Genomic DNA, 17,965 nt, shown 5'->3' with positions numbered 1-17,965 from the left:
TGCCCGGTGCGCTGACGCTGAGGATTCCGAGCGTGCCGGTCCTGACGGAGACGGTGGCATCCACCTCGATGTCGTCGCGTAGGGCAAGGATGCGTTCGCGTAGGGCCTCGGCTTTGCCGTTGCCGTTGCCGAGGTCGAGTTCGGTGCTCGTCGCGGTCCTTGCCCGATTCAGCCACCACCCCCGCCGAGCAGGGCGTGGTGGCTGAAACGAGCGCGCCGGCGACAGCCGCACAGACTCCTCAGGTCGTTGATCAGGCGTAGATGTGCTCCGGTGTGAACTGGATGGCCCGAAGTTCGTGTTTGCCGTCGAAGTGCGCGATCCCGGTGTCGTCGTGCCCTGGGAAGACCCAGGCGTCGCTCTCCTGGGCGATCTTGGTCAGCTTGTTCAGCGAGGAGTTCCACTGGTCGAGGTCCCAGTAGATCTGGGGCGCTGCGACGGGTTCGGCGTAGTTGTCGTGGTGGTAGAGCGCGTCGGAGGTGAGCAGCACGGTGCCGGTGTTCTCCAGCTGCAGCTGCATGGCCATCTGCCCGGGGGTGTGTCCGGGAAGGTGGACGAGGCGGATGCCACCGGCCATCTCGGTGCCGGCGTCGGAGACCAGCGTGGGTTTCTTCGAGCCGAGAAAGGCCCAGTCGACCGGGTTGAAGAAGTCGGCGGCGTCCTGCATCGCCATGACATGGGCGTACTCGCGCTCGTGGACGACGATCTCGGCGCCGGCGTCCTCGAACAGCCGCAGGCCGCCCGCGTGGTCGGTGTGCAGGTGGCCGAGGACCACGTAGCGGAAGTCGTCGGGGCCCAGGCCCATCGTGGCGAGTCGCCGCTCGATGAACGCCTCGGGGGCGAGGTTCGCCAGGCTGACGGCCTCCTGCCATTCCGGTAGCCATTCCTGGCGTGCTTGTGCGGAGATCCCGGTCTCCCAGAGGATGCGTCCTTCCGGGGTTTCGATGATGTAGGCGAGGGCCGGACACTGGTAGGTGACCCCGACGTTCTGCTCGCGGTTCGACAGCAGCGACAGGTCAAGCTGCATGTAGCCCAGATTGACGCCGCGCAGGGTGACGCTCATGGATCGCTCCGATCGGTCTGTGATGGTTGGTCAGGAGATCCGGAAGCCGGCGTAGCCGTTCGCCTTCGACTCCGCGTACTTCTCCTGGTAGAGCGGGAGACCACCGGGGTAGTTGAGGCTCTGGATCGCCTTGCCCGGGATGTTCGCGCCCATGTACCAGGACTTGGCCTTGGTGAACAGTGTCGGGCCGACGAGCTCGGCGACGTGCTCGCTCCACGCCTGGTCGGCCTCGGGGGTCGACTCGATGCGCTGGTGGCCGTTGCACAGCAGGTGCTCGACGATCTCGACGATCATCTCACCCTGGATCTCGGCGCAGGTGGGACCGTTGCAGAAGCCTGACGGGCTCTGCGGGCCGTAGACGAACAGCAGGTTCGGGAACCCGGCGGTGGCCACGCCGAGGTGTGCGCTGATCCCGTCGGCCCATTTGTCGCGCAGCAGGGTGCCGTCGGTGCCACGGATGTCGAGGCGGGTGAGCCCGCCGGACACCGAGTCGAAGCCGGTGGCGAGGACGATGACGTCGAACTCGCGCTCGGTGCCGTCCGCGGTGCGGATGCCGCGCTCGGTGACGGTCTCGATCGGCGTCTCGTTCAGGTCGACGAGGTGGAGGTTGTCCTGGTTGTAGACGTCGTAGTAGTTCTGCTCCAGCGACGGCCGTTTGACGCCGAAGGGGTGGATCGGGTCGGTCGGCGCGAGTTTCTCGGCGAGCAGCGGGTCCTTGATCCGGGCGCGGACCTTGTCCCGCCAGAACGTGTAGGCGTAGTCGTTGGACTTCTGGTCGAACAGGGTGTCCTGGAAGGTGGCGAGCCAGAAGCGGAAGCCGCCCTTTTCCCACAGCTCCTCGTAGCCGGCGGTGCGCTCCTGTTCGGGGAGGTCGACGGCGTTGATCGGTGTGAAGTCGTAGTCGAATCCGGCGAACGTGCTGGCGCGGGAGGCGAACCGCTCGGGCAGTTCGGCCTTGATCGCGGCCTGGTCCGCGGGGGTGAGCGTGCGCTGGCCCATGGGGATCGCGAGGTTCGGGGTGCGCTGGAAGACGGTCACGTCCGCGGCGTCGCTGGCTGCTTCCTGGATGACCTGCACGCCGCTGGCACCGGTGCCGATCACAGCGACCCGTTTCCCGGTCAGGTCCACGCCGTCCTGCGGCCACAGCCCGGTGTGGTGGCTGATCCCGCGGTAGGAGTCCAGCCCCGGGATCGTCGGGACGTAGGGCTTGGAGGCGAACCCGAGGCAGGGCACCAGATAGGTGCAGCGGGTGGTCGCGCCGTCGGAGGACCGCACGACCCACTGGTTGCGCTCGGTGTCGAATTCGGCTGACTCGACCCGGGTGTTGAACCGGACGTCGCGGGAGATGTCGAGCTTGCGGTCGACGTAGTCGAAGTACTCGCGGACCTCGCTCCAGTCCGGGTAGAGGGCCTGATACTCCCAGTCCTTCCACAGGTCCTGGTAGGCGAACTGGTAGATCGGTCCCTCGGTGTCGACTCGGGCGCCCGGGTAGCAGTTCCAGTACCAGATACCGCCGAGCGCCGAACCGGCTTCGAAGATCTTCACGGAATGCCCGAGGTTGCGTAGCCGGTGGAGCTGGTAGATCCCGGCGAAACCGGACCCGATCACGAGGACGTCGAGTTCCTCGACGGTGCTGTCGGACGTGCTCATACCCGCTCCTGCTCCTGTGTCTGTGTGGATGGAATGCCGGAGTGTGAGCGCACAGTGAGGACGTTCACTGTCCGAGAACGCGACACACGCTGGCATTCGGTCCCTGTCGCGGATTTCGGACAGCGCTCCGGGGAGGCGGGAATGGACGGGCCTGATGTTGGACCGATGGTTGCTGATCAAGCGGTTGCTGTGGCGGGCCGAGCGGCTCTTCGGCGATATGGAGGTCGTGACCCGGGTCGGCGACGGCTACGAGTTCGTTCTCGCGTTTCTGGCTGCCGGATCGGATGCCGTCTGTCGACCGGATACCGGAGACGTCCGTCGGGAGGTTCGGCAAGAAGCGCCACCGAGCACGCGGTGACCACCACGGTGTTGCGTTTTCGGACAGTCGGTGGGACACAGGCATGGTTGGCTGAACGACTGACGAGTCAATGCCCGGCCTCGACGGTGAGGGGGCGGCTGTGCCTGGACGTGTTGACGGGCCGCGTGACGAGCGCGAGCGCGTGCTGAACCGACCCATCTCACTGGAGGACCAGCAGCGGTCCGCGGTCCGACAGGAGATCATCTCGTCCTGGCGGCGGTGCCAGGTCGTGGGTGTTGCGGCGCACTCCGAGGACGTCCCGTACCGGCCGGAGTTCGAGCGCCCCAACCGGTTGCTCCGCGCCGCCGGCCCGGTGATCGATCGGCTCGCCGACCAGATGGAGGGCGGCCCGGTGTCGATCCTGCTGGCCGACGCCGACGCACAGATCATCGATCGACGCGCCGGCGGGCGAGAGCTCGCGCGCGCGCTCGACCGCGCATCGGTGTGCCCGGGCTTCCTCTACGCCGAGGAGTTCACCGGAACCAACGGGATCGGCAGCGCCCTCGAGGAACGCAAGCCGTTCATCGTTTCGGGGCCTGAGCACTTCCGGGAGAACCTGCAGGAATTCACGTGCATCGGCTCGCCCGTACGACACCCGATCACCGGGTCCGTCGAGGGCGTCCTGGATGTCACCTGTCGCGTGGACGACTCCCACGAGCTGTTGAAACCGGTCGTGCTCGCCGCGGTGCGGGAGATCGAATCGCGGATCTACGCCGACGCGTCGCGCCGTGAACAGATGTTGCTGGAGCACTTCCTGCGGGCCAGTCGGCGCGCCACGACGGCGGTGCTGTCGCTGAACGAGACCGTGGTCATGGCGAACACCGCAGCATCGGTCCTGCTCGACGTGTCCGACCAGGCGATGCTCTGGGACTGGGCCTGCCGCACGCTCGGCACCGGCGACGAGTGCGTCAGCGAGGTTCGACTCGCGCGTGACGTCGTCGTGCAGGCACGGGCGACGCGGGTGGGAGAGCGCGGCTCGATGGCCGGTGTACTGGTGGAGATGCGCCCGCAACCCAGGCCAACGGATCGGACGGCGGCCGCCCGGCCCCGGCCGCGGCCGACTCACCTGCGCGCGGATCGGGAGGCGCTCGCGGGACGCAGCGTCGCCAGCGTGCGGCTGCGTGAGGACGTCGATACCGCTCTGCGTACCGATGTTCCGCTGCTGGTCTGCGGGGAGCCCGGCGTGGGTAAGCTGCACGTCGCGAAGCACCTGCACCGGCGACGGTCCGGCGACAGGCCGATGACGGTGCTCGACGCGCTCGCGTCCCACGACGAGCCCGCCGAGTGGATCGCCCGGCTGATCTCCGCCGTCAGCCGCCGAGAGACCATCCTGCTCCGGCACGTCGACCAGCTCGTACCCTCAGTCGCCACCCGGGTCGAAGGCGTGATCGACGCGGTATCCGAGTCGGGAACCCGTGTGTTCGCCACGGCCCGTGGCCGAGGCGCGCACGCGGCCGCCGCCCGGGTACTGGACCACTTCCCGGTCTCGCTCACCGTGCCGCCCCTGCGCTTCCGCACGGAGGACATCCCCGACCTCGCGCCGGCGCTGCTGGCTGCGCACACCCGCCACCGGCCCGTGCCCCGCCTGCTGCCCGGGACCGTCGCCGCGCTCGCGGCACTGGACTGGCCAGGCAACGTTCGCGAACTGGAGGCCGTACTGGCCACGGCCGTCACCCGCTCGATGGGCTCCGACATCGCGCTGGGACACCTGCCACCCGAGTACCGCTCCACCAGCAGCCGCACCGGCCGGTCGTCGCTACGGCGGGCGGAACGCGACATCGTGCTGGAGGCGCTGGCCGAGACGCAGGGCAACAAGCTCGCCGCCGCGGAACGGCTCGGCATCGCTCGCTCTACGCTCTACCGGAAGATGCGGGTTCTCGGAATCGACGAGAACCACCTCCCGGTTGCAACGGCGCCCAGAGCGTTGTAGCGAGTGAGAGACTGGGCGCGCAGGCGTCTCGGTGAAGGAGCGTGAGCAGACCTTCGAGTCCACGGTTGAACGCGGCGCCGACGTGGGTGGCGCCGTCGAGATGGGCAGAGGCCATGGCTCCGTCGCGCACCATCAGGCAATGCTGCGCTGCGTGCTCCGGTTTCTCGCGCCTTCCGCGACCCTGACGGCCTCGAGGGAGAGGTACTGGTCGCCAGGACTGCGACCTGAGCCTTCACCCGCTGGTTGCCTGATCGAGGTGGCGCACCTGGAACTGGGGCGTCGGCTTCGAGGTCGGGCCTGCCCAGAGGTCCACGGCATCGGGCTCGGCGGGATCGAAGTAACGCGGACGCCACCCCTCGTCGTCCTCGATCCGCCGGACCCCCCACGAGTACTCGTAGGTCAGCCCTTCTGGACCCTTGAAGTACAGGAAGACCGCCGTGGACTGGGGATGCCGGCCGGGACCCAGCTCGATCTCGACACCGGCCCGCTCCAGCACGTGCCAGCTGCGCATGACGTCGTCGAGCGAGGCGACCTGGAAGTTCATGTGGCACAGGCCCGGCCGGTCGCCCTGGAAGACTGCCAGCTTGTGGTGCACGGGATCGAACCGCATGAGCGCGGCCCGGTCCCCGATCCAGTCCGAGATCCTGATGTTGAACAGTGAGGACCAGAACGCGTACGCCTCCCGGACGTCCGGCGCGTCGAGACAGATGTGCCCGAACTCCGTGATCCCGGCCGGCCGGCCGAAGCGGACGGGACGTGGGATGGTCACCTGCCCGCTCACGAGCTCGACCCGGTTGCCCCACGGATCGTCGAACTCGAGGTAGTCGTGGACGCGCCGGTGGGCCGCCCCCTTCGCGTCCCCGCGACGCACCCGGCAGCCGGCCGCGGCCAGCTCGACCTCGGCGACGTCGAGGGCCGCCGAGTCGTGCACCGCGAACCCCACCGAGAGCACACCGGACTCCCCCTCGACGAAGGCCAGGCAGTGGTGGCGGTGGTCGGCCCGCAGGTACGCGACACCGTCCTCCCGGGCGATCTCCTCCAGACCGACGACCTCGACCGCGAACCGTACGGCCGTCTCCAGGTCGGCCGTTCCGGACCGGACGTAGGCGACGTCTTCCAGCTGGATCATGGAGCATTCTCCCTTGTAGCGGTCAGGTTCAAGTAGATCCAGATGCGGTCGAGCAGCTCACCGGACACCGCACGCCAGCTCGCGATCTCCTCGTCGGACAGGTCATGGGGATCGCCCGCTACGGCCGCGAGGGCGACGGTTCGGGACACCCGGGCCAGCAGCCACATCCGGGCGACCGCGCGGCCCAGGGAATCGGCGGTGGTGACCGCGCCGTTCCCCCTCAGGACGAGCGAGTCGCCGCCTTCGAGAGCTGCGACCGCTCGGTCGGCCGTGGCCGCGTCCCGCACGAGAACCGCGGGTCCCGACACCGGCACAGGCGCACCGGCGAGCACCGCGTGGCCGGTGACGGGTCCGATGCGGACCCCCGCCGCGGCGAGCGCCGTCGCGTCATCGGGCTGGGCCCGGCAGACGGCTCCGACGTCGGGGCGGGCGCGGTAGACGGCGAGATGCAGCCACGCCTCGGCGGGCACACCCGGGGGCAGCGCCGCCGCGTTCAGCCGGACGACCCGGCAGTCAGGCGCTTCGGCGCCGTGCAGCGGCACCGGTGGTGTGATGACCATGGTGTCGCCGTCGCGGACGGAAAGGTGGCCGAAGGCCGTGACCAGCTCGTGCCGGGCCAGGATCCTCCCGGCTCCGACCAGCTCCTCCGCGGTGGACACCGGCTCAGTGGTCCAGCGATTCCTGGTGGATCGGTCCCCAGATGTTGACCGTCGCCAGGTCGACCTCCCACGTGCGCGGACCCTGCGGATGGGTCTCGTGCCACGGCCGCGGCTCCCAGTACCCCTTGGCCTCGTCGTGGATCACGTCGATCTGCGTGAACAGCTCGATCGTGTTGCCGTCTGGATCCTTGTGGTAGGTGAACAGATTGTGGCCCGGGCCGTGCCGCCCCGGGCCCCAGTGCAGCCGCACTCCGTTGTGCCCCATGTGGTCGAGCATGCTGATCAGGTGGTTGGGGTCGCGCATCTCGTAGGCGATGTGGTGCATGCCCTCGAACTTCGTGCTGGCCATGAAGTTGGCCGCGTGGTGGTCGGCGTTACATCGCAGGAACACGAAGAAGTCGCCGATGGTGTCGGACCAGCGGAAGCCGAGAAGGTCCTGGTAGAACTTCTGCATCGAGGCCAGCTCGGGCGTGAACGCCGCGACGTGACCGAGCTTGGTGGGCCGTAGCGGCGGGTAGTCCTGCACGCCGCTGAGCTCCTGGGCGCTGAACAGGTGCAGGGGCACGCCGGTGCCGGGTTCGGCGAGGACGAGCACGTCGGGTGTGCCCGGGCCGATGTCGCTGCGGCGTTCGACCTCGTAGCCCGCCTCCTGCAGCCGGCGCCCGGCGTCGTCGAGGGACTCCCAGATCTCGTAGCCCACCGCCGACCTGGCCCGGGTCTTGCCCTTCGTCAGCACGACGCAGTGGTGGTCGGAGCCGGTGGTGAGGAAGGCGCCGTCCGGCGATCGCTCCTCGACGTGGAAGTCGAGGACCTTCGTGTAGTACTCGACCATCCGGTCGATGTCGGGCGTCTCGAACCCCACGTAGCCGAGCTTCGAGACGCGGACGGCGGAGTCCGCCTCCGGTGTGGTCATGACCTGACTCCTTCTGTCGCCGATGCTCCCGTCATAGTGTCGACACTTCTCCAGCATGTCCAGTGGGGCCCGACAGCGGGACGACCGCACTGGCGTACGCCACCGCCTCCTCCACCGCGCCGGCCGGTCGGTCGGGGGTGAAGTCGCAGAGGACCCGACGGGCGGTGCCGGCGAGGTGCTCGGCCATCAGCCGGGCCGCGAGGTTGCGGTCGCCGTCCAGGACGGCGTCGAGGATGGCGACGTGCTCGCGGTGCCGGTCCGGGAACAGGTCCCGGTGCCGCGCCTGGAACGCCCGCACGTAGGGCTCGCTCTGCTCCGCGTAGGAGGCGACCGTGCGCAGGACCCGCGCCCCGCACCGGGCCACGACGATGCGGTGGAACCGGTGGTGCGCCTGCGACCAGCTCGTCATGTCCGAGGCCCGGTTGGCCCGGTCCATCTCGCGCAGCGCCGTGGCGGCCGCCTTCGCCTCCGCCGCCGTCAGCCGGCCTGCCGTGAGGCGGGCCCCGAGCGCATCGAGGGCGATCCGCGCGGCGTAGAGGAGCTCGAGCTCGTCGGGATCAAAGCCGGCGACCCGGCTGCGCTGGTTGAGCTCGCCGACGACGAGGCCCTCCTCCTGCAGCATCCGGAACGCCTCGCGGAGCGGGGCCCGGCTGACCGCGAAGACCCGTGCGAGCTCCGCCTGCTTGAGCTCCGTGCCGGGCTCCAGGACGCCGCTGACGATCAGTGCCCGCAGGTGCGCGTGCACCTCCATGCTGATCCGGCGCGGGTCGGTGATCCGCAGTCCGGGCAGCTTGTCGAGCGCCTCTGACACCGTGATGCCCACCTCCCCCATCGACGACCCGTGGTCGGGATCGACCGAACTGTAGCGGGAGATGCCCCCGAATCGCCCCTTGACGCGACCAAAAAGTGTCGACACTCTGACGGGGCACCGATGACGACGAACTGTTCCTCGACTCGTCGGCCCCCGGTGTCGACAGTCGGAGAGGTCCCAGATGCACGCACCGCCATGGTCGCTCGTTCAGTACTCCCGCGCCGGTGAGGCCGGTGTCTCGGTCGGCGCGCTGGTCGACGACAAGATCGTGAGGACGCCGCCCGCGCTCGGGGCCGGCGACCTGATGTCGCTGCTGCGGCGGTGGGCCGACGTCGAGCCACTGCTGCGGGCCTGGACCCCGGACGCCGACGACGTGATCCCGGACGCGGTGCTCGTTGCCCCGCTCACCTACCCGTCGAAGATCCTCTGCGCCGGCGCGAACTACTACGACCACCTGGCTGAGATGGGCATCACCGCGCCGGCGACGCCGCCCGAGCCGTTCTTCTTCTTCAAACCGCCCACGACGACCGTGATCGGCCCCGGCGACGCGATCCCACTGCCGGCCGGCGACACCCGGATCGACTGGGAGGCCGAGCTGACAGTGGTGATCGCCGACCGCTGCCGCGACCTCTCACCCGGCGACGTCGCCGCGCACATCGCGGGGTACCTGCCCGCCAACGACATCTCCGCGCGGTCCCGGCTCAGCCGGCCCGACGCGGTGTCGGAGCCCTTCGGCTTCGACTGGGTGGGGTCGAAGGCGCAGGACGGCTTCTGTCCGATCGGACCCGGCCTGGTCCCGGCCTGGCTGGTGGGCGACACCACCGATCTCGCCGTGCGGCTGTTCGTCAACGGCGTGCTCAAGCAGGATTCCTCGACCGCCGACATGATCAGCCCGGTCGCCGACCTGGTCGCCGCCGTCAGCCGGATGGTCACCCTCGAACCCGGCGATCTCATCCTCACCGGCACCCCGGCCGGCGTCGGGCTGCCCCGCAACGAGTTCCTCGCCGACGGTGACGAGGTGGTCGTGGAGATCGACCGGGTCGGACGCCTGGTGAACCCGGTGGTGGCGTCATGACCGCCTCGACCGACGTCCAGGCCGGGGTCTGGCCGGCCGCCGTCACGCCCGGTGCGGAGATGAGCGCTGTCGTCTTCTCCGAGTTCGGGCCGCCGGAGGTGCTGCACCGCGCCACGATCGCCACCCCCGAGCCCGGGGCCGATGAGATTCTCGTGCAGGTCGCCGCAGTCAGTGTGGGCCGGTTGCTGGACCTGCGGGCCCGCGCCGGGACCCACCCGTACGCGAAGTTCGTGCTGCCGCACGTCCTGGGCGCCGAGCACGCGGGCGTCGTCGCGGCGGTCGGGAGCGAGGTCACCTCCGCCCGCGTCGGCGACCGGGTCGCGGTGTTCCCGTCCGTCTGTTGCGGCGAGTGCCGGCACTGCCTGCGGGGCCGGGCGGAGGCCTGCCAGTCCCTGCAGCTCATCGGGACCCACCGCCAGGGCGCCTACGCCGACTACGTGGCGGTGCCCGCCCGCAACGCCGTCGCGGTCCCGGCCGGGATCTCGCCGGTCGAGGCCTCCGCGCTGGCACTGTCAGGTCCGGTCGCCCAGAACCAGCTGACGCAGGCCGGGTTCGAACCCGGCATGTGGGTGCTCGTGCAGGGGGCGGCCTCGGCTCTGGGCTCCACCACTGCGACGCTCGCGGCCCACCTCGGCGCCCGGGTCATCGCGACGTCGCGGTCGGCGGAGAAGCGCACGCGGCTCGAGGCCGCCGGCATCGAGTTCACCCTCGACGGCACGAGCCCCACCTTCACCCGCGACGTCCTGGACATCACCGACGGGCACGGCATCGACATCGCCATCGACGACCTGGGCGAACCCGCGATGTTCGCCTCCACCCTCGACGTGCTCGCGGTCGCCGGGGCCGTCGTGACCTCCGGAGCGTTCCTCGGCGGCGGCGCATCGGTCGACCTTCTGCGCCTGTACTCCAGGTGCCAGCGGGTCATCGGGGTACGCACCGGCAACCCGGCGAGCGTCCAGGCCTCCTGGGCCGAGGTCCCCCGCGGCTTCCGGCCCGTCGTCGACCGCTCGTTCCCGCTCGACCAGGCCGCCGAGGCCCACCACCACGTGGAGTCCGACACCAACGTCGGCCGCGTCGCACTCGTCACAGCCCGACCCTGACCGGAACCCCAGAGACGGAGATCAGCCATGATCGAGATCAGCAGGACACTCGTCGTCAACGACGGCACCGAGCCCGCCCTCAGCGTCGACGACGTCTGGGCCGGTCTGCTCGAGAAGGCCGGCAACCCGATGAAGTACGTCCGCAGTATCACCTCGTGCAGCATCGTCGACCGGTTCGAGGGCGGGCTGGTGCGCGACATCATCCACGCCGGCCAGCCCGTCCGTGAGGTCATCACCTTCCACCCCGAGAAGCTCGTGCACTTCCAGCGCACCCACGGCACGGCCCGCGGCACGATCGACAACGAGATCGGCGAGAAGAACGGGGAGCTCGCACTCACCTTCACGTTCCGGATCGCCATCGACGGCGTGGAGGCGGGCAGCGCGCAGGAGAACGAGTTCGCCGGACACATGGAGGAGGACTACCTCGACGCCGTCCGCACTACCCTCCGTGCCGTCCGCGAGAGCGTAGCCAGCGGAACCCCGCTCGGCGGCGACGCGCCAACCCCGGGACCCGACTTCATCCGCGACGTCTTCGCCCGCGTCGACGCCTTCGACCCACCGCGGTTCGCCGAGATCTTCGCCCCCGACGGCGTGATGGTCTTCGCCAACGGCGACCCGATGGTCGGCCCTACCGCGGTCGAGCAGGGCGTCGGCGGGTTCTTCTCCACCATCAACGGGCTCAGCCACCGCATCCTCCACGAATGGCACGAGGGCAACGCGAGCGTCGCCCAGCTCGAGACCACCTACGACCGCAAGGACGGCAAGCAGGTCACCATCCCGGTCGTGTCCATCATCCGGCGCCGCGACGACGGGCTCGTCGACGACTACCGCGTCTACTTCGACATCGCGCCGGTGTTCGCGTGACCGGCCGCGTCGAGGGCAAGGTCGCCCTCATCTCCGGGGCCGCCCGCGGCCAGGGCCGCGCCCACGCCGAACGCCTCGCCCGCGAAGGCGCCGACATCATCGCCTTCGACGTCTGCGGGCCGGTCGACGCCCAGGGCGCTCCGGCCGCGACCGAGGAGGACCTCGCGGAGACCATCGCGCTCGTCGAGAAGCTCGACCGCCGGATCGTCTGGGCCAAGGCCGACGCCCGCGACTTCGCTGCCGTCCAGCAGCTCGTGGACGACGGGGTCGAGCAGCTCGGTCACGTCGACATCGTCTCGGCCAACGCCGGCATCCAGGGCATCGCCGCCGACTCCGCCCGCACCAAGGAGGAGGACTGGCGCGCGGTCCTCGACACCAACCTCACCGGCGTCTGGAACACGGCCAGGGCGGCCGTCCCGCACCTGGTGGAGCGCGGCCGGGGCGGCGCGATCATCCTGACCAGCTCCTCGCTCGCCCTCAAGGCCGCACCCAACTTCTCCGCCTACGTCTCGGCGAAGCACGGCGTGGTCGGGCTGATGCGCAGCCTGGCCGTGGAGCTGGCCCCGCACTCGATCCGGGTCAACTCGTTGCACCCCACCACGGTCCCCACCCCGCTGCTGCTCAACGAGAACAACTGGCGGATCTTCCGGCCCGACCTCGAAGCGCCGACCCTCGACGACGTCATCGACCTCTACCGCGGGCTGAACCTGCTCCCGGTGCCGTGGGTCGAGGTCGAGGACATCGCCAACGCGCTGCTGTTCCTCGCCTCCGACGAGGCCCGCTACATCACCGGCGTCGCCATGCCCGTCGACGCGGGGATGTCGGTCAAGTGAGCGCCCCGCGGGAGGACTTCACCGGCAGGGTCGCGCTCGTCACCGGAGCCGCGCGCGGGATCGGGCGCGGCAGCGCACTGGCCTTCGCCGCGCGCGGCGCATCGGTCGCGGTCTGCGACGTCCTCGACGGCACCGACACCGTCCGCGAGATCGAGGAGCTGGGCGGCAAGGCCCGGTTCCTGCGCCTCGACGTCTCCGACGCCGCGCCGGTCGAGGCCGCCGTCCATGAGACGGTCGGGCAGTTCGGAGGCCTCCACTTCGCCCACAACAACGCCGGCACCTTCGTCCCGGCCCCGCTGGCCGACCTTCCCGTGGATGACTGGCACCGGGTCATCGGTACCAACATCCGGCGAGGAGCCACCCATGAGCCTGCTCAGCGAGGGCGCAACAGCTGCGCCGCCGCCACAGCAAGTGCTTTCCGATGCAACCGCGCGCGTGCGTGTGGCTCAGCAACGCCTGCTGCGCCGCCACGGCGACGGTCCCGCTCGGGCTCGGCCAGTCGATCAAGACCTCGTCAGGGGTACGGCCCGAAGGATTCCACAGGCGCTGGTTGTAGCCGCGCGACCAACCTGACCCGGCAGCCCGAATCGGCCGTAGTCACCCACGACCGGGATGCCCAGGTGCCGATACACCCTCGCCCGGCCAGCCCCTCATACGGTCTAGGACGCTCCCCCACCGCGGCCGCGGCTCGCCGGGCGGTCGTGCCCAACCGCACGATCGTCCTGTCCTCGTGCCCGTCCTTGTCGCACTGGTCGTCATCTGCGGTGTCGCCGCGCGTTTCGGCGGTCTTCAGGTTGTCGTGGGTGTCGCGGGAGTGGAACGGAGATCTGACCGGACGCAGTGCAGCGGCCTGTTCGTCCTCAGGGCCAGCCTCTGGCTGGGGATCTCCGGGGCGGCGCCGTCCACACCTCGGCGCACCCGCCGCATCTCGCGGCGTCGTCGGAGTGGGACCGGCCGGCTGCTCATCGCTGCGGCTGATCGTCGCGGAACTGCCGTAGTTGTTGGCCCCGACGCCGGCGCCGCAGCGCCCATCCCAGCGCGCCCAGTGATGCGAGTGCGACCACCGCGAACACGACGGCCAACGGCCAGATTCCTTGCACGAAGAACACCACCGTCACCAGGACGCTCAGTACCGTGGCGAGGACCGCGATGCCCGCGTGCAGCCGCAGTCCCTGTTGTCCGTCAGCGGAGCTGTCCGTAGCGCCAGCCACCCCCGGAACGGTCGGTTCCCCGCTGCGCTCGGCCGCTGCGCGCTGCTCGACGCGCTCCGGGCCGGCTGTGTGGTCGCTCGAGTTGTGCTCGGTCGGTGAGGTCATGCAGGGGAGTACCCGTCCGGCCACGGCCTCGCACGCTTTTCCGACGTCGACCAGGCGCCGGGATGCTTTTCGCCTGTTCCTGTGAGGACCTGGAGGGCAGCGGTCGGGCGTTGGACGCGCTGATCGCCGCGGCCGCGGGTGCTGAATTGCCCGGGAGGTCGGGTTTGCCGGGCTTCGTCACCGTGTGGTGCCGGCTGGCTGTTGCCAGGACCAGACCTCCGGCACCCGAGAGAGGGCGGAGCCCGACACATGGTCGTCGGTGGGGGCAGCGACACTGCCGGGTGTGGACACGGCGGCACGTGTGCAGGCGGGGTTGTTCGAGCTCACCGCCGTGTCCGTGGTCGGGGTGTGGCGCGGCTGGCTGACCGACCCGGCCACCGTGGCACGGTTCCAGCTCAAGGTGCACCGCCGCCGTCCCGGCCAGGGTCAAACGCCGCCACCGCCGCCGTCATCGGGGTCACGCTGCCCTGCGCCATGCCGTCCTCCTCGATGTCGCGCGATGCCGCGATGCCGAGGCCGCGCAGTACCGATAGACACGCAGTCGCTGTCGGCGGTCGTGCCAGCCCACCCCGGTCGGGGACAGCGCCGACCGGGATCCGGGAGCGCGAGCATCGCGGTGATCCGCGGGGTGGTGGCAGTCGAGTTCCTCCGCGCCGGTGCCGCGCCGCGCTGGGCAACCCGAAGGTCGCCCGTCCCGAGACCGACCTGATCGACGCGGCTGATCAAGAAGTGTCAGTCGTTGGACCCCTTCGCCAACGAGGACAACTTCCTGCTCGGCGCGTTCGTGTTCGAGGACGTGGGTGTCACGGCCTCAAGGGCGCAGCGTCGCTGATCTCCAACGAGACCGGCTCACGCGACGTGGGGATTATTGTCAGCGTAGGGCGACACCGAGTGCCGCGCCGAGGGACACGACCCCGACCAGGAGCCAGGCCACGTAATCCCCGATGTGTCCGCTGTGCAGAGCGCGCAAACCACGCAGCGCAGGTCGGCCAGCGTCGGCCACGGCGACAGCCCACCCGGGCAGCCTCGTACGCAGCACCGCGGCGGCGGCGATCAGGACGGCCAGAGCCACCGAGAGCAGCCCGTAGACCAGGCTGCTGGTGGTGAACCAGTCGACGGGTGCCGGGAGCGCGGCATGCCCGGGAAGCGGCAGTGCGAGGACCTGGGCGGCGTAGAACGGTTGGTCGGTGAAGCCGGCCGCGACCACGCCCATCGTGGCGGGCAGGCCAGGCAGCATCCCCAGAGCGAGCGCGGCGGCGAGCAGGACCACGGGGGGGATCAGCATGGTACGGGGGGCCCGAGCAGGCGACGGTTCCTCAGCTTCCCCACTGTCCTGCTCGCCGTCGTCGCCCACGACGTCGCTGCGGTCGTCGCTGCGGTCGTCGCTGCGGTCGTCGCTGCGGTCGTCGCTGCGGTCGTCGCTGCGGTCATCGCTGCGCTGGATCGGATGCGCCGTGGCGGGTGCGCCGAGGCCGAAGAACACGCGGGCGGCCATCCGCAGCACCGCGGCACCGGTCAGCGAGGAGGCCGCGATGAACACCGCGACGAGCCAGCCCAGCCCTGCGGATGCGGCGGCGTCCTCGGTGATGGCTTTCCCCAGAGCGGTGGCGAAGGGTGGCAGCCCGGCCAGCGCGAGTCCGCCGATGATCGTGAGTGCCGCGGTCAACGGCATGTCGCGGCCCCGGCCGTGCAGATCGCGCTCGCTGACGCTGCCCAGCCGCAAGGCGATCACCCCGGCCAGCAGGAACAGCGCCGCCTTCACCCCGGCTTGTCCGAGCACATACACCGCGGTACCGGCCAGACCGGCCGGGCTGAGCAACGCGACCCCGATCAAGAACAGCCCGACGTGGCTGATCGTGGAGAACGCCAACAGCCGTTTGATGTGCCGCTGAGCCAGACACATCACCGCGCCCAGCACGGCCGTGAGCACCCCGAACCCCAGCAGCGGACCGCGCAACGCCGACACCGGCAGCACCGGGGCGTAGACGGTCCAGTAGATGCGCGCGACCGCGTAGATACCGAGCTCGACCATGATCCCGGAGAACAACGCACACACCGGGGAGGGTGCGACCGCCTCGGCGTCGGCGGTCCAGAAATGAAAAGGCACCACCGCGGCCTTGACCAGGAACCCGGTCAGGATCAGCGCCATCGACACCACGATGACCGCGTCCGGGTGGGCACCGGTCAGCGTGGCACCGAGTGCGGCGAAGGTGAGGGCGCCGGTGCGGCCATAGAGCAGGGTGATGCCCAGCAGCGTGGCGAAGGCACCGATCGAGTTGGTGATCCCGAAGTTCACCGCGCCCTGCAGCGGTTGCGCCTGTTCGATCTGATACCCGGTGAGCGCGTAGGCGATGGCACTCATCAGCTCGAACCAGACGAACATGTCGAACAGGTCCCCGGTCAGCACGAACCCGCACATCGCGGCGAGGAACACCAGCACCAGGGCGTGGAAGAACACCTCGACCGCCTGGAAGTAGCGCCATGAGAACACCAGCACCGCGGTGCTCAGCACAGCGGCGACGACCGCGAGACCAGCGCCGAACGGGTCGGCGACCAGGGCGATCCCGACGCTGACGCCCTGATGCGGGGTCCAGCCACCGGCCCACGCGACTACCCGACCCTGCGACGTCGCGACCAGCAGGAGCACCGCGAGGACGGTCACCGTGGCCGCGGTGGCGGTGGCGGTGGCATCGAGGACGCGGCGCGGCAGCCGGGCACCCAGCGCAGCCAGGACCGCGGCCATCCCGATCGGCAGGCCGATGATCACGGGGGTGAGCGCCGTGGCGGGCATCGACGGGCCGCTCAGCCCGACAGGGTGCGCAGTTGGTCCGGGTCGAGTGTCCCGGAACGTTTGTGCGACTGGACGGCAAGCGCCAGCAACAACGCCGACACCGTGGCGCCGACGACCACGTCGGTCAGCGCCAACGCCTGCACCAACGGATCGACCACGATGGCGCCCGGCGCGATGTCGGAGAACACCGGGGCGGTGGCACCGGCGCGGAAGCCCACGGTGAGCAGCAGCACGTAGGTGGAGGACTGCACCACCGACAGCGACACCACCGTGTGGATCAGGTTTCGGCTGGTCACGATGCCGTAGAGACCGATCAGGAACAACCAACCGGCCACGAGATAGGGCAGCAGACCCAGAAGGCTCTGCGGACTCATCGGGATCCCCCCGTGTCCGGGCGCCCGGAGCGCTCGCGCAGGACGAGGGTCTGTTCCAGGAATTCGGCGAGCAGCAGCACCGTCCCGGAACCGACCTCGACCCCGACGGCCGTGTTGAGCAGCGGAACCGTACCCGCGGAGGCGAGCTGGCCCAGCGTTCCATAGGGCAGCACGTTGGCCAGGAACGCCCCGGTCACGGCGAGCCCGGCCAGGCCCAGCAGCACGTACGAGGCGGCCGCGGCGGCCTCGCTGACCTCGAACACCCGCTGTGGTCGCAGCCGCCGCAGCGCCGGATAGTCCCCGGCGATGTAGAGCAGATGCAGCCCGGTGGCCAGCACGATGCCGCCCTGGAATCCCCCTCCTGGAGAGAGATGCCCGTGCGCGACCACATAGATCCCGACGACGACGACGAACGGCAACACCACATACCCGAACAGGCGAACCATCTCCGGGGTCGGGCCCGACCCCGCCCGGTCCTCGGTGCCCTCCTCGCCGACGGTGCGGGCGAGTTCGTCGGGTTCGCGACGCAGCAGGATCGACGTGCCCAGCACCGCGGCGAACAGAATGAACTCCTCCCCCATGGTGTCCAGGCCGCGCTGGTCGAAGGTGACCGACGCGACCGTGTTCGCCGTCGCCCGCTGCTCCAACGCCGCCCGCACCGCGAGATCCCCGTAGGGATGGATCGACGTGCCGAACGGCCGCGCCCCGGCGAACGCCCACACCAGCAGCACCGCCATCCCCACCGCGGCGACCGCGAACACGACGACCCGGACGCGGCGGGTCACCTGCGTTCCCTCCCCCGGACCTTCGCGATCGCCAACAGCACCATCAACGGCAACACCGCGGCGCCGATGACCAACTGCGACAACCCGACGTCCGGCGCCTGCAACACCACGAACAGGGTTGCCAACACCAGCCCGAACACCGACAACACGATCGCCTGGTGCACCGGCTCCCTGGTCACGACCACCGCAGTGCCACCCACGGCGGTGAGCACCAGCACAACAGCGGCCAACACGCTCATCCCGGCCCCGGCTCGCTGTGCCGGTCATCGCTGTGCCGGTCATCGCTGTGCCGGTCATCGCTGTGCCGGTCATCGCT

At 70.0% G+C, this 17,965-nt stretch carries 18 protein-coding genes and 1 pseudogene; 8 read left to right on the top strand and 11 right to left on the bottom strand.

The window, feature by feature from the left end:
- Positions 1 to 251 precede the first annotated feature (251 nt).
- Positions 252 to 1,061 carry an N-acyl homoserine lactonase family protein gene (locus BGP03_RS04390; RefSeq protein ID WP_296370331.1) on the bottom strand — a complete coding sequence of 270 codons (810 nt, stop codon included), beginning with the start codon at positions 1,059 to 1,061 and terminating at the stop codon, positions 252 to 254.
- A gap of 30 nt (positions 1,062 to 1,091) precedes the next feature.
- Entirely contained in the window at positions 1,092 to 2,711 is a 1,620-nt protein-coding gene (locus BGP03_RS04385; protein WP_296370332.1) for an NAD(P)/FAD-dependent oxidoreductase, read from the bottom strand.
- A 154-nt stretch (positions 2,712 to 2,865) separates the two neighbouring features.
- On the opposite strand from BGP03_RS04385, the gene BGP03_RS04380 reads away from it, so the two are divergent.
- Both BGP03_RS04380 and BGP03_RS04375 read left to right on the top strand, forming a co-directional pair.
- Positions 2,866 to 3,069 carry a hypothetical protein gene (locus BGP03_RS04380; RefSeq protein WP_298797313.1) on the top strand — a complete coding sequence of 68 codons (204 nt, stop codon included), beginning with the start codon at positions 2,866 to 2,868 and terminating at the stop codon, positions 3,067 to 3,069.
- Between the two features lie 142 nt (positions 3,070 to 3,211).
- Positions 3,212 to 4,999: a helix-turn-helix domain-containing protein gene (locus tag BGP03_RS04375; protein ID WP_296370333.1), complete on the top strand. Its 1,788-nt coding sequence runs from the start codon at positions 3,212 to 3,214 to the stop codon at positions 4,997 to 4,999.
- A gap of 232 nt (positions 5,000 to 5,231) precedes the next feature.
- Here the strand turns inward: BGP03_RS04375 and BGP03_RS04370 are convergent, their stop codons facing one another.
- From BGP03_RS04370 to BGP03_RS04355, 4 genes are read right to left on the bottom strand one after another with little or no spacing between them, the layout of a single operon-like run.
- Complete coding sequence (locus BGP03_RS04370) at positions 5,232 to 6,128, bottom strand: VOC family protein (RefSeq protein WP_296370334.1); 897 nt, start codon at positions 6,126 to 6,128, stop codon at positions 5,232 to 5,234.
- Complete coding sequence (locus BGP03_RS04365) at positions 6,125 to 6,787, bottom strand: class II aldolase/adducin family protein (protein WP_296370335.1); 663 nt, start codon at positions 6,785 to 6,787, stop codon at positions 6,125 to 6,127. The genes BGP03_RS04370 and BGP03_RS04365 overlap by 4 nt, the downstream gene beginning before the upstream one ends.
- A gap of 4 nt (positions 6,788 to 6,791) precedes the next feature.
- Positions 6,792 to 7,700 carry a VOC family protein gene (locus BGP03_RS04360; protein WP_298797312.1) on the bottom strand — a complete coding sequence of 303 codons (909 nt, stop codon included), beginning with the start codon at positions 7,698 to 7,700 and terminating at the stop codon, positions 6,792 to 6,794.
- Between the two features lie 31 nt (positions 7,701 to 7,731).
- Positions 7,732 to 8,511, bottom strand: coding sequence for a GntR family transcriptional regulator (locus tag BGP03_RS04355; RefSeq protein WP_298797311.1), 780 nt, complete (start codon positions 8,509 to 8,511; stop codon positions 7,732 to 7,734).
- Positions 8,512 to 8,692: 181 nt separating this feature from the next.
- On the opposite strand from BGP03_RS04355, the gene BGP03_RS04350 reads away from it, so the two are divergent.
- The 5 genes from BGP03_RS04350 to BGP03_RS04330 are packed head-to-tail and all read left to right on the top strand — an operon-like array spanning position 8,693 to position 13,381.
- Positions 8,693 to 9,586: a fumarylacetoacetate hydrolase family protein gene (locus tag BGP03_RS04350; RefSeq protein ID WP_298797310.1), complete on the top strand. Its 894-nt coding sequence runs from the start codon at positions 8,693 to 8,695 to the stop codon at positions 9,584 to 9,586.
- Positions 9,583 to 10,686: an alcohol dehydrogenase catalytic domain-containing protein gene (locus BGP03_RS04345; RefSeq protein WP_298797309.1), complete on the top strand. Its 1,104-nt coding sequence runs from the start codon at positions 9,583 to 9,585 to the stop codon at positions 10,684 to 10,686. The genes BGP03_RS04350 and BGP03_RS04345 overlap by 4 nt, the downstream gene beginning before the upstream one ends.
- Before the next feature lie 27 nt (positions 10,687 to 10,713).
- Positions 10,714 to 11,550, top strand: coding sequence for an AtaL-like protein (locus tag BGP03_RS04340; RefSeq protein ID WP_298797308.1), 837 nt, complete (start codon positions 10,714 to 10,716; stop codon positions 11,548 to 11,550).
- The gene (locus BGP03_RS04335; protein ID WP_298797307.1) at positions 11,547 to 12,383 is read left to right on the top strand and encodes a mycofactocin-coupled SDR family oxidoreductase; all 837 of its coding nucleotides are present in this window, start codon (positions 11,547 to 11,549) and stop codon (positions 12,381 to 12,383) included. Before BGP03_RS04340 ends, BGP03_RS04335 begins: the two co-directional genes overlap by 4 nt.
- On the top strand, positions 12,272 to 13,381 hold the full coding sequence (locus tag BGP03_RS04330) for an SDR family NAD(P)-dependent oxidoreductase (protein WP_363093138.1): 1,110 nt from the start codon (positions 12,272 to 12,274) through the stop codon (positions 13,379 to 13,381). Before BGP03_RS04335 ends, BGP03_RS04330 begins: the two co-directional genes overlap by 112 nt.
- Here the strand turns inward: BGP03_RS04330 and BGP03_RS04325 are convergent.
- On the bottom strand, positions 13,346 to 13,699 hold the full coding sequence (locus tag BGP03_RS04325) for a hypothetical protein (protein WP_298797303.1): 354 nt from the start codon (positions 13,697 to 13,699) through the stop codon (positions 13,346 to 13,348). The genes BGP03_RS04330 and BGP03_RS04325 overlap by 36 nt on opposite strands.
- Positions 13,700 to 14,359: 660 nt before the next feature.
- Between BGP03_RS04325 and BGP03_RS04320 the strand changes: the two are divergent.
- A pseudogene (locus tag BGP03_RS04320) lies at positions 14,360 to 14,545 on the top strand (ferritin-like domain-containing protein); the annotation flags it as partial.
- 25 nt (positions 14,546 to 14,570) lie between these two features.
- Here BGP03_RS04320 and BGP03_RS04315 read toward each other — a convergent pair.
- Genes BGP03_RS04315 through BGP03_RS04300 form a run of 4 tightly spaced genes read right to left on the bottom strand, consistent with a single transcriptional unit; the run spans position 14,571 to position 17,888 of the window.
- On the bottom strand, positions 14,571 to 16,490 hold the full coding sequence (locus BGP03_RS04315; RefSeq protein ID WP_298797301.1) for a proton-conducting transporter membrane subunit: 1,920 nt from the start codon (positions 16,488 to 16,490) through the stop codon (positions 14,571 to 14,573).
- A gap of 11 nt (positions 16,491 to 16,501) precedes the next feature.
- A complete protein-coding gene (locus BGP03_RS04310; RefSeq protein ID WP_296370351.1) occupies positions 16,502 to 16,864 on the bottom strand; it encodes an NADH-quinone oxidoreductase subunit K in 363 nt (120 codons plus the stop codon).
- Positions 16,861 to 17,649 (bottom strand): MnhB domain-containing protein, encoded by a 789-nt coding sequence (locus BGP03_RS04305; RefSeq protein WP_296370352.1) that lies wholly within the window; start codon positions 17,647 to 17,649, stop codon positions 16,861 to 16,863. The genes BGP03_RS04310 and BGP03_RS04305 overlap by 4 nt, the downstream gene beginning before the upstream one ends.
- Entirely contained in the window at positions 17,646 to 17,888 is a 243-nt protein-coding gene (locus BGP03_RS04300) for a DUF4040 domain-containing protein (RefSeq protein WP_298797298.1), read from the bottom strand. The genes BGP03_RS04305 and BGP03_RS04300 overlap by 4 nt, the downstream gene beginning before the upstream one ends.
- Between the last annotated feature and the right edge of the window lie 77 nt (positions 17,889 to 17,965).

This window comes from Pseudonocardia sp. 73-21 (assembly GCF_001899645.1).
Classification (GTDB): domain Bacteria; phylum Actinomycetota; class Actinomycetes; order Mycobacteriales; family Pseudonocardiaceae; genus Pseudonocardia.
This window is presented reverse-complemented; position numbering and strand designations above follow the sequence as displayed.

Coding starts and splice junctions, on each gene's coding strand:
- BGP03_RS04390 (WP_296370331.1), bottom strand. CDS start 1,061: ATGAGCGTCACCCTGCGCGGCGTCAATCTGGGCTACATGCAGCTTGAC.
- BGP03_RS04385 (WP_296370332.1), bottom strand. CDS start 2,711: ATGAGCACGTCCGACAGCACCGTCGAGGAACTCGACGTCCTCGTGATC.
- BGP03_RS04380 (WP_298797313.1), top strand. CDS start 2,866: ATGTTGGACCGATGGTTGCTGATCAAGCGGTTGCTGTGGCGGGCCGAG.
- BGP03_RS04370 (WP_296370334.1), bottom strand. CDS start 6,128: ATGATCCAGCTGGAAGACGTCGCCTACGTCCGGTCCGGAACGGCCGAC.
- BGP03_RS04360 (WP_298797312.1), bottom strand. CDS start 7,700: ATGACCACACCGGAGGCGGACTCCGCCGTCCGCGTCTCGAAGCTCGGC.
- BGP03_RS04350 (WP_298797310.1), top strand. CDS start 8,693: ATGCACGCACCGCCATGGTCGCTCGTTCAGTACTCCCGCGCCGGTGAG.
- BGP03_RS04345 (WP_298797309.1), top strand. CDS start 9,583: ATGACCGCCTCGACCGACGTCCAGGCCGGGGTCTGGCCGGCCGCCGTC.
- BGP03_RS04340 (WP_298797308.1), top strand. CDS start 10,714: ATGATCGAGATCAGCAGGACACTCGTCGTCAACGACGGCACCGAGCCC.
- BGP03_RS04325 (WP_298797303.1), bottom strand. CDS start 13,699: ATGACCTCACCGACCGAGCACAACTCGAGCGACCACACAGCCGGCCCG.
- BGP03_RS04315 (WP_298797301.1), bottom strand. CDS start 16,490: ATGCCCGCCACGGCGCTCACCCCCGTGATCATCGGCCTGCCGATCGGG.
- BGP03_RS04310 (WP_296370351.1), bottom strand. CDS start 16,864: ATGAGTCCGCAGAGCCTTCTGGGTCTGCTGCCCTATCTCGTGGCCGGT.
- BGP03_RS04300 (WP_298797298.1), bottom strand. CDS start 17,888: ATGAGCGTGTTGGCCGCTGTTGTGCTGGTGCTCACCGCCGTGGGTGGC.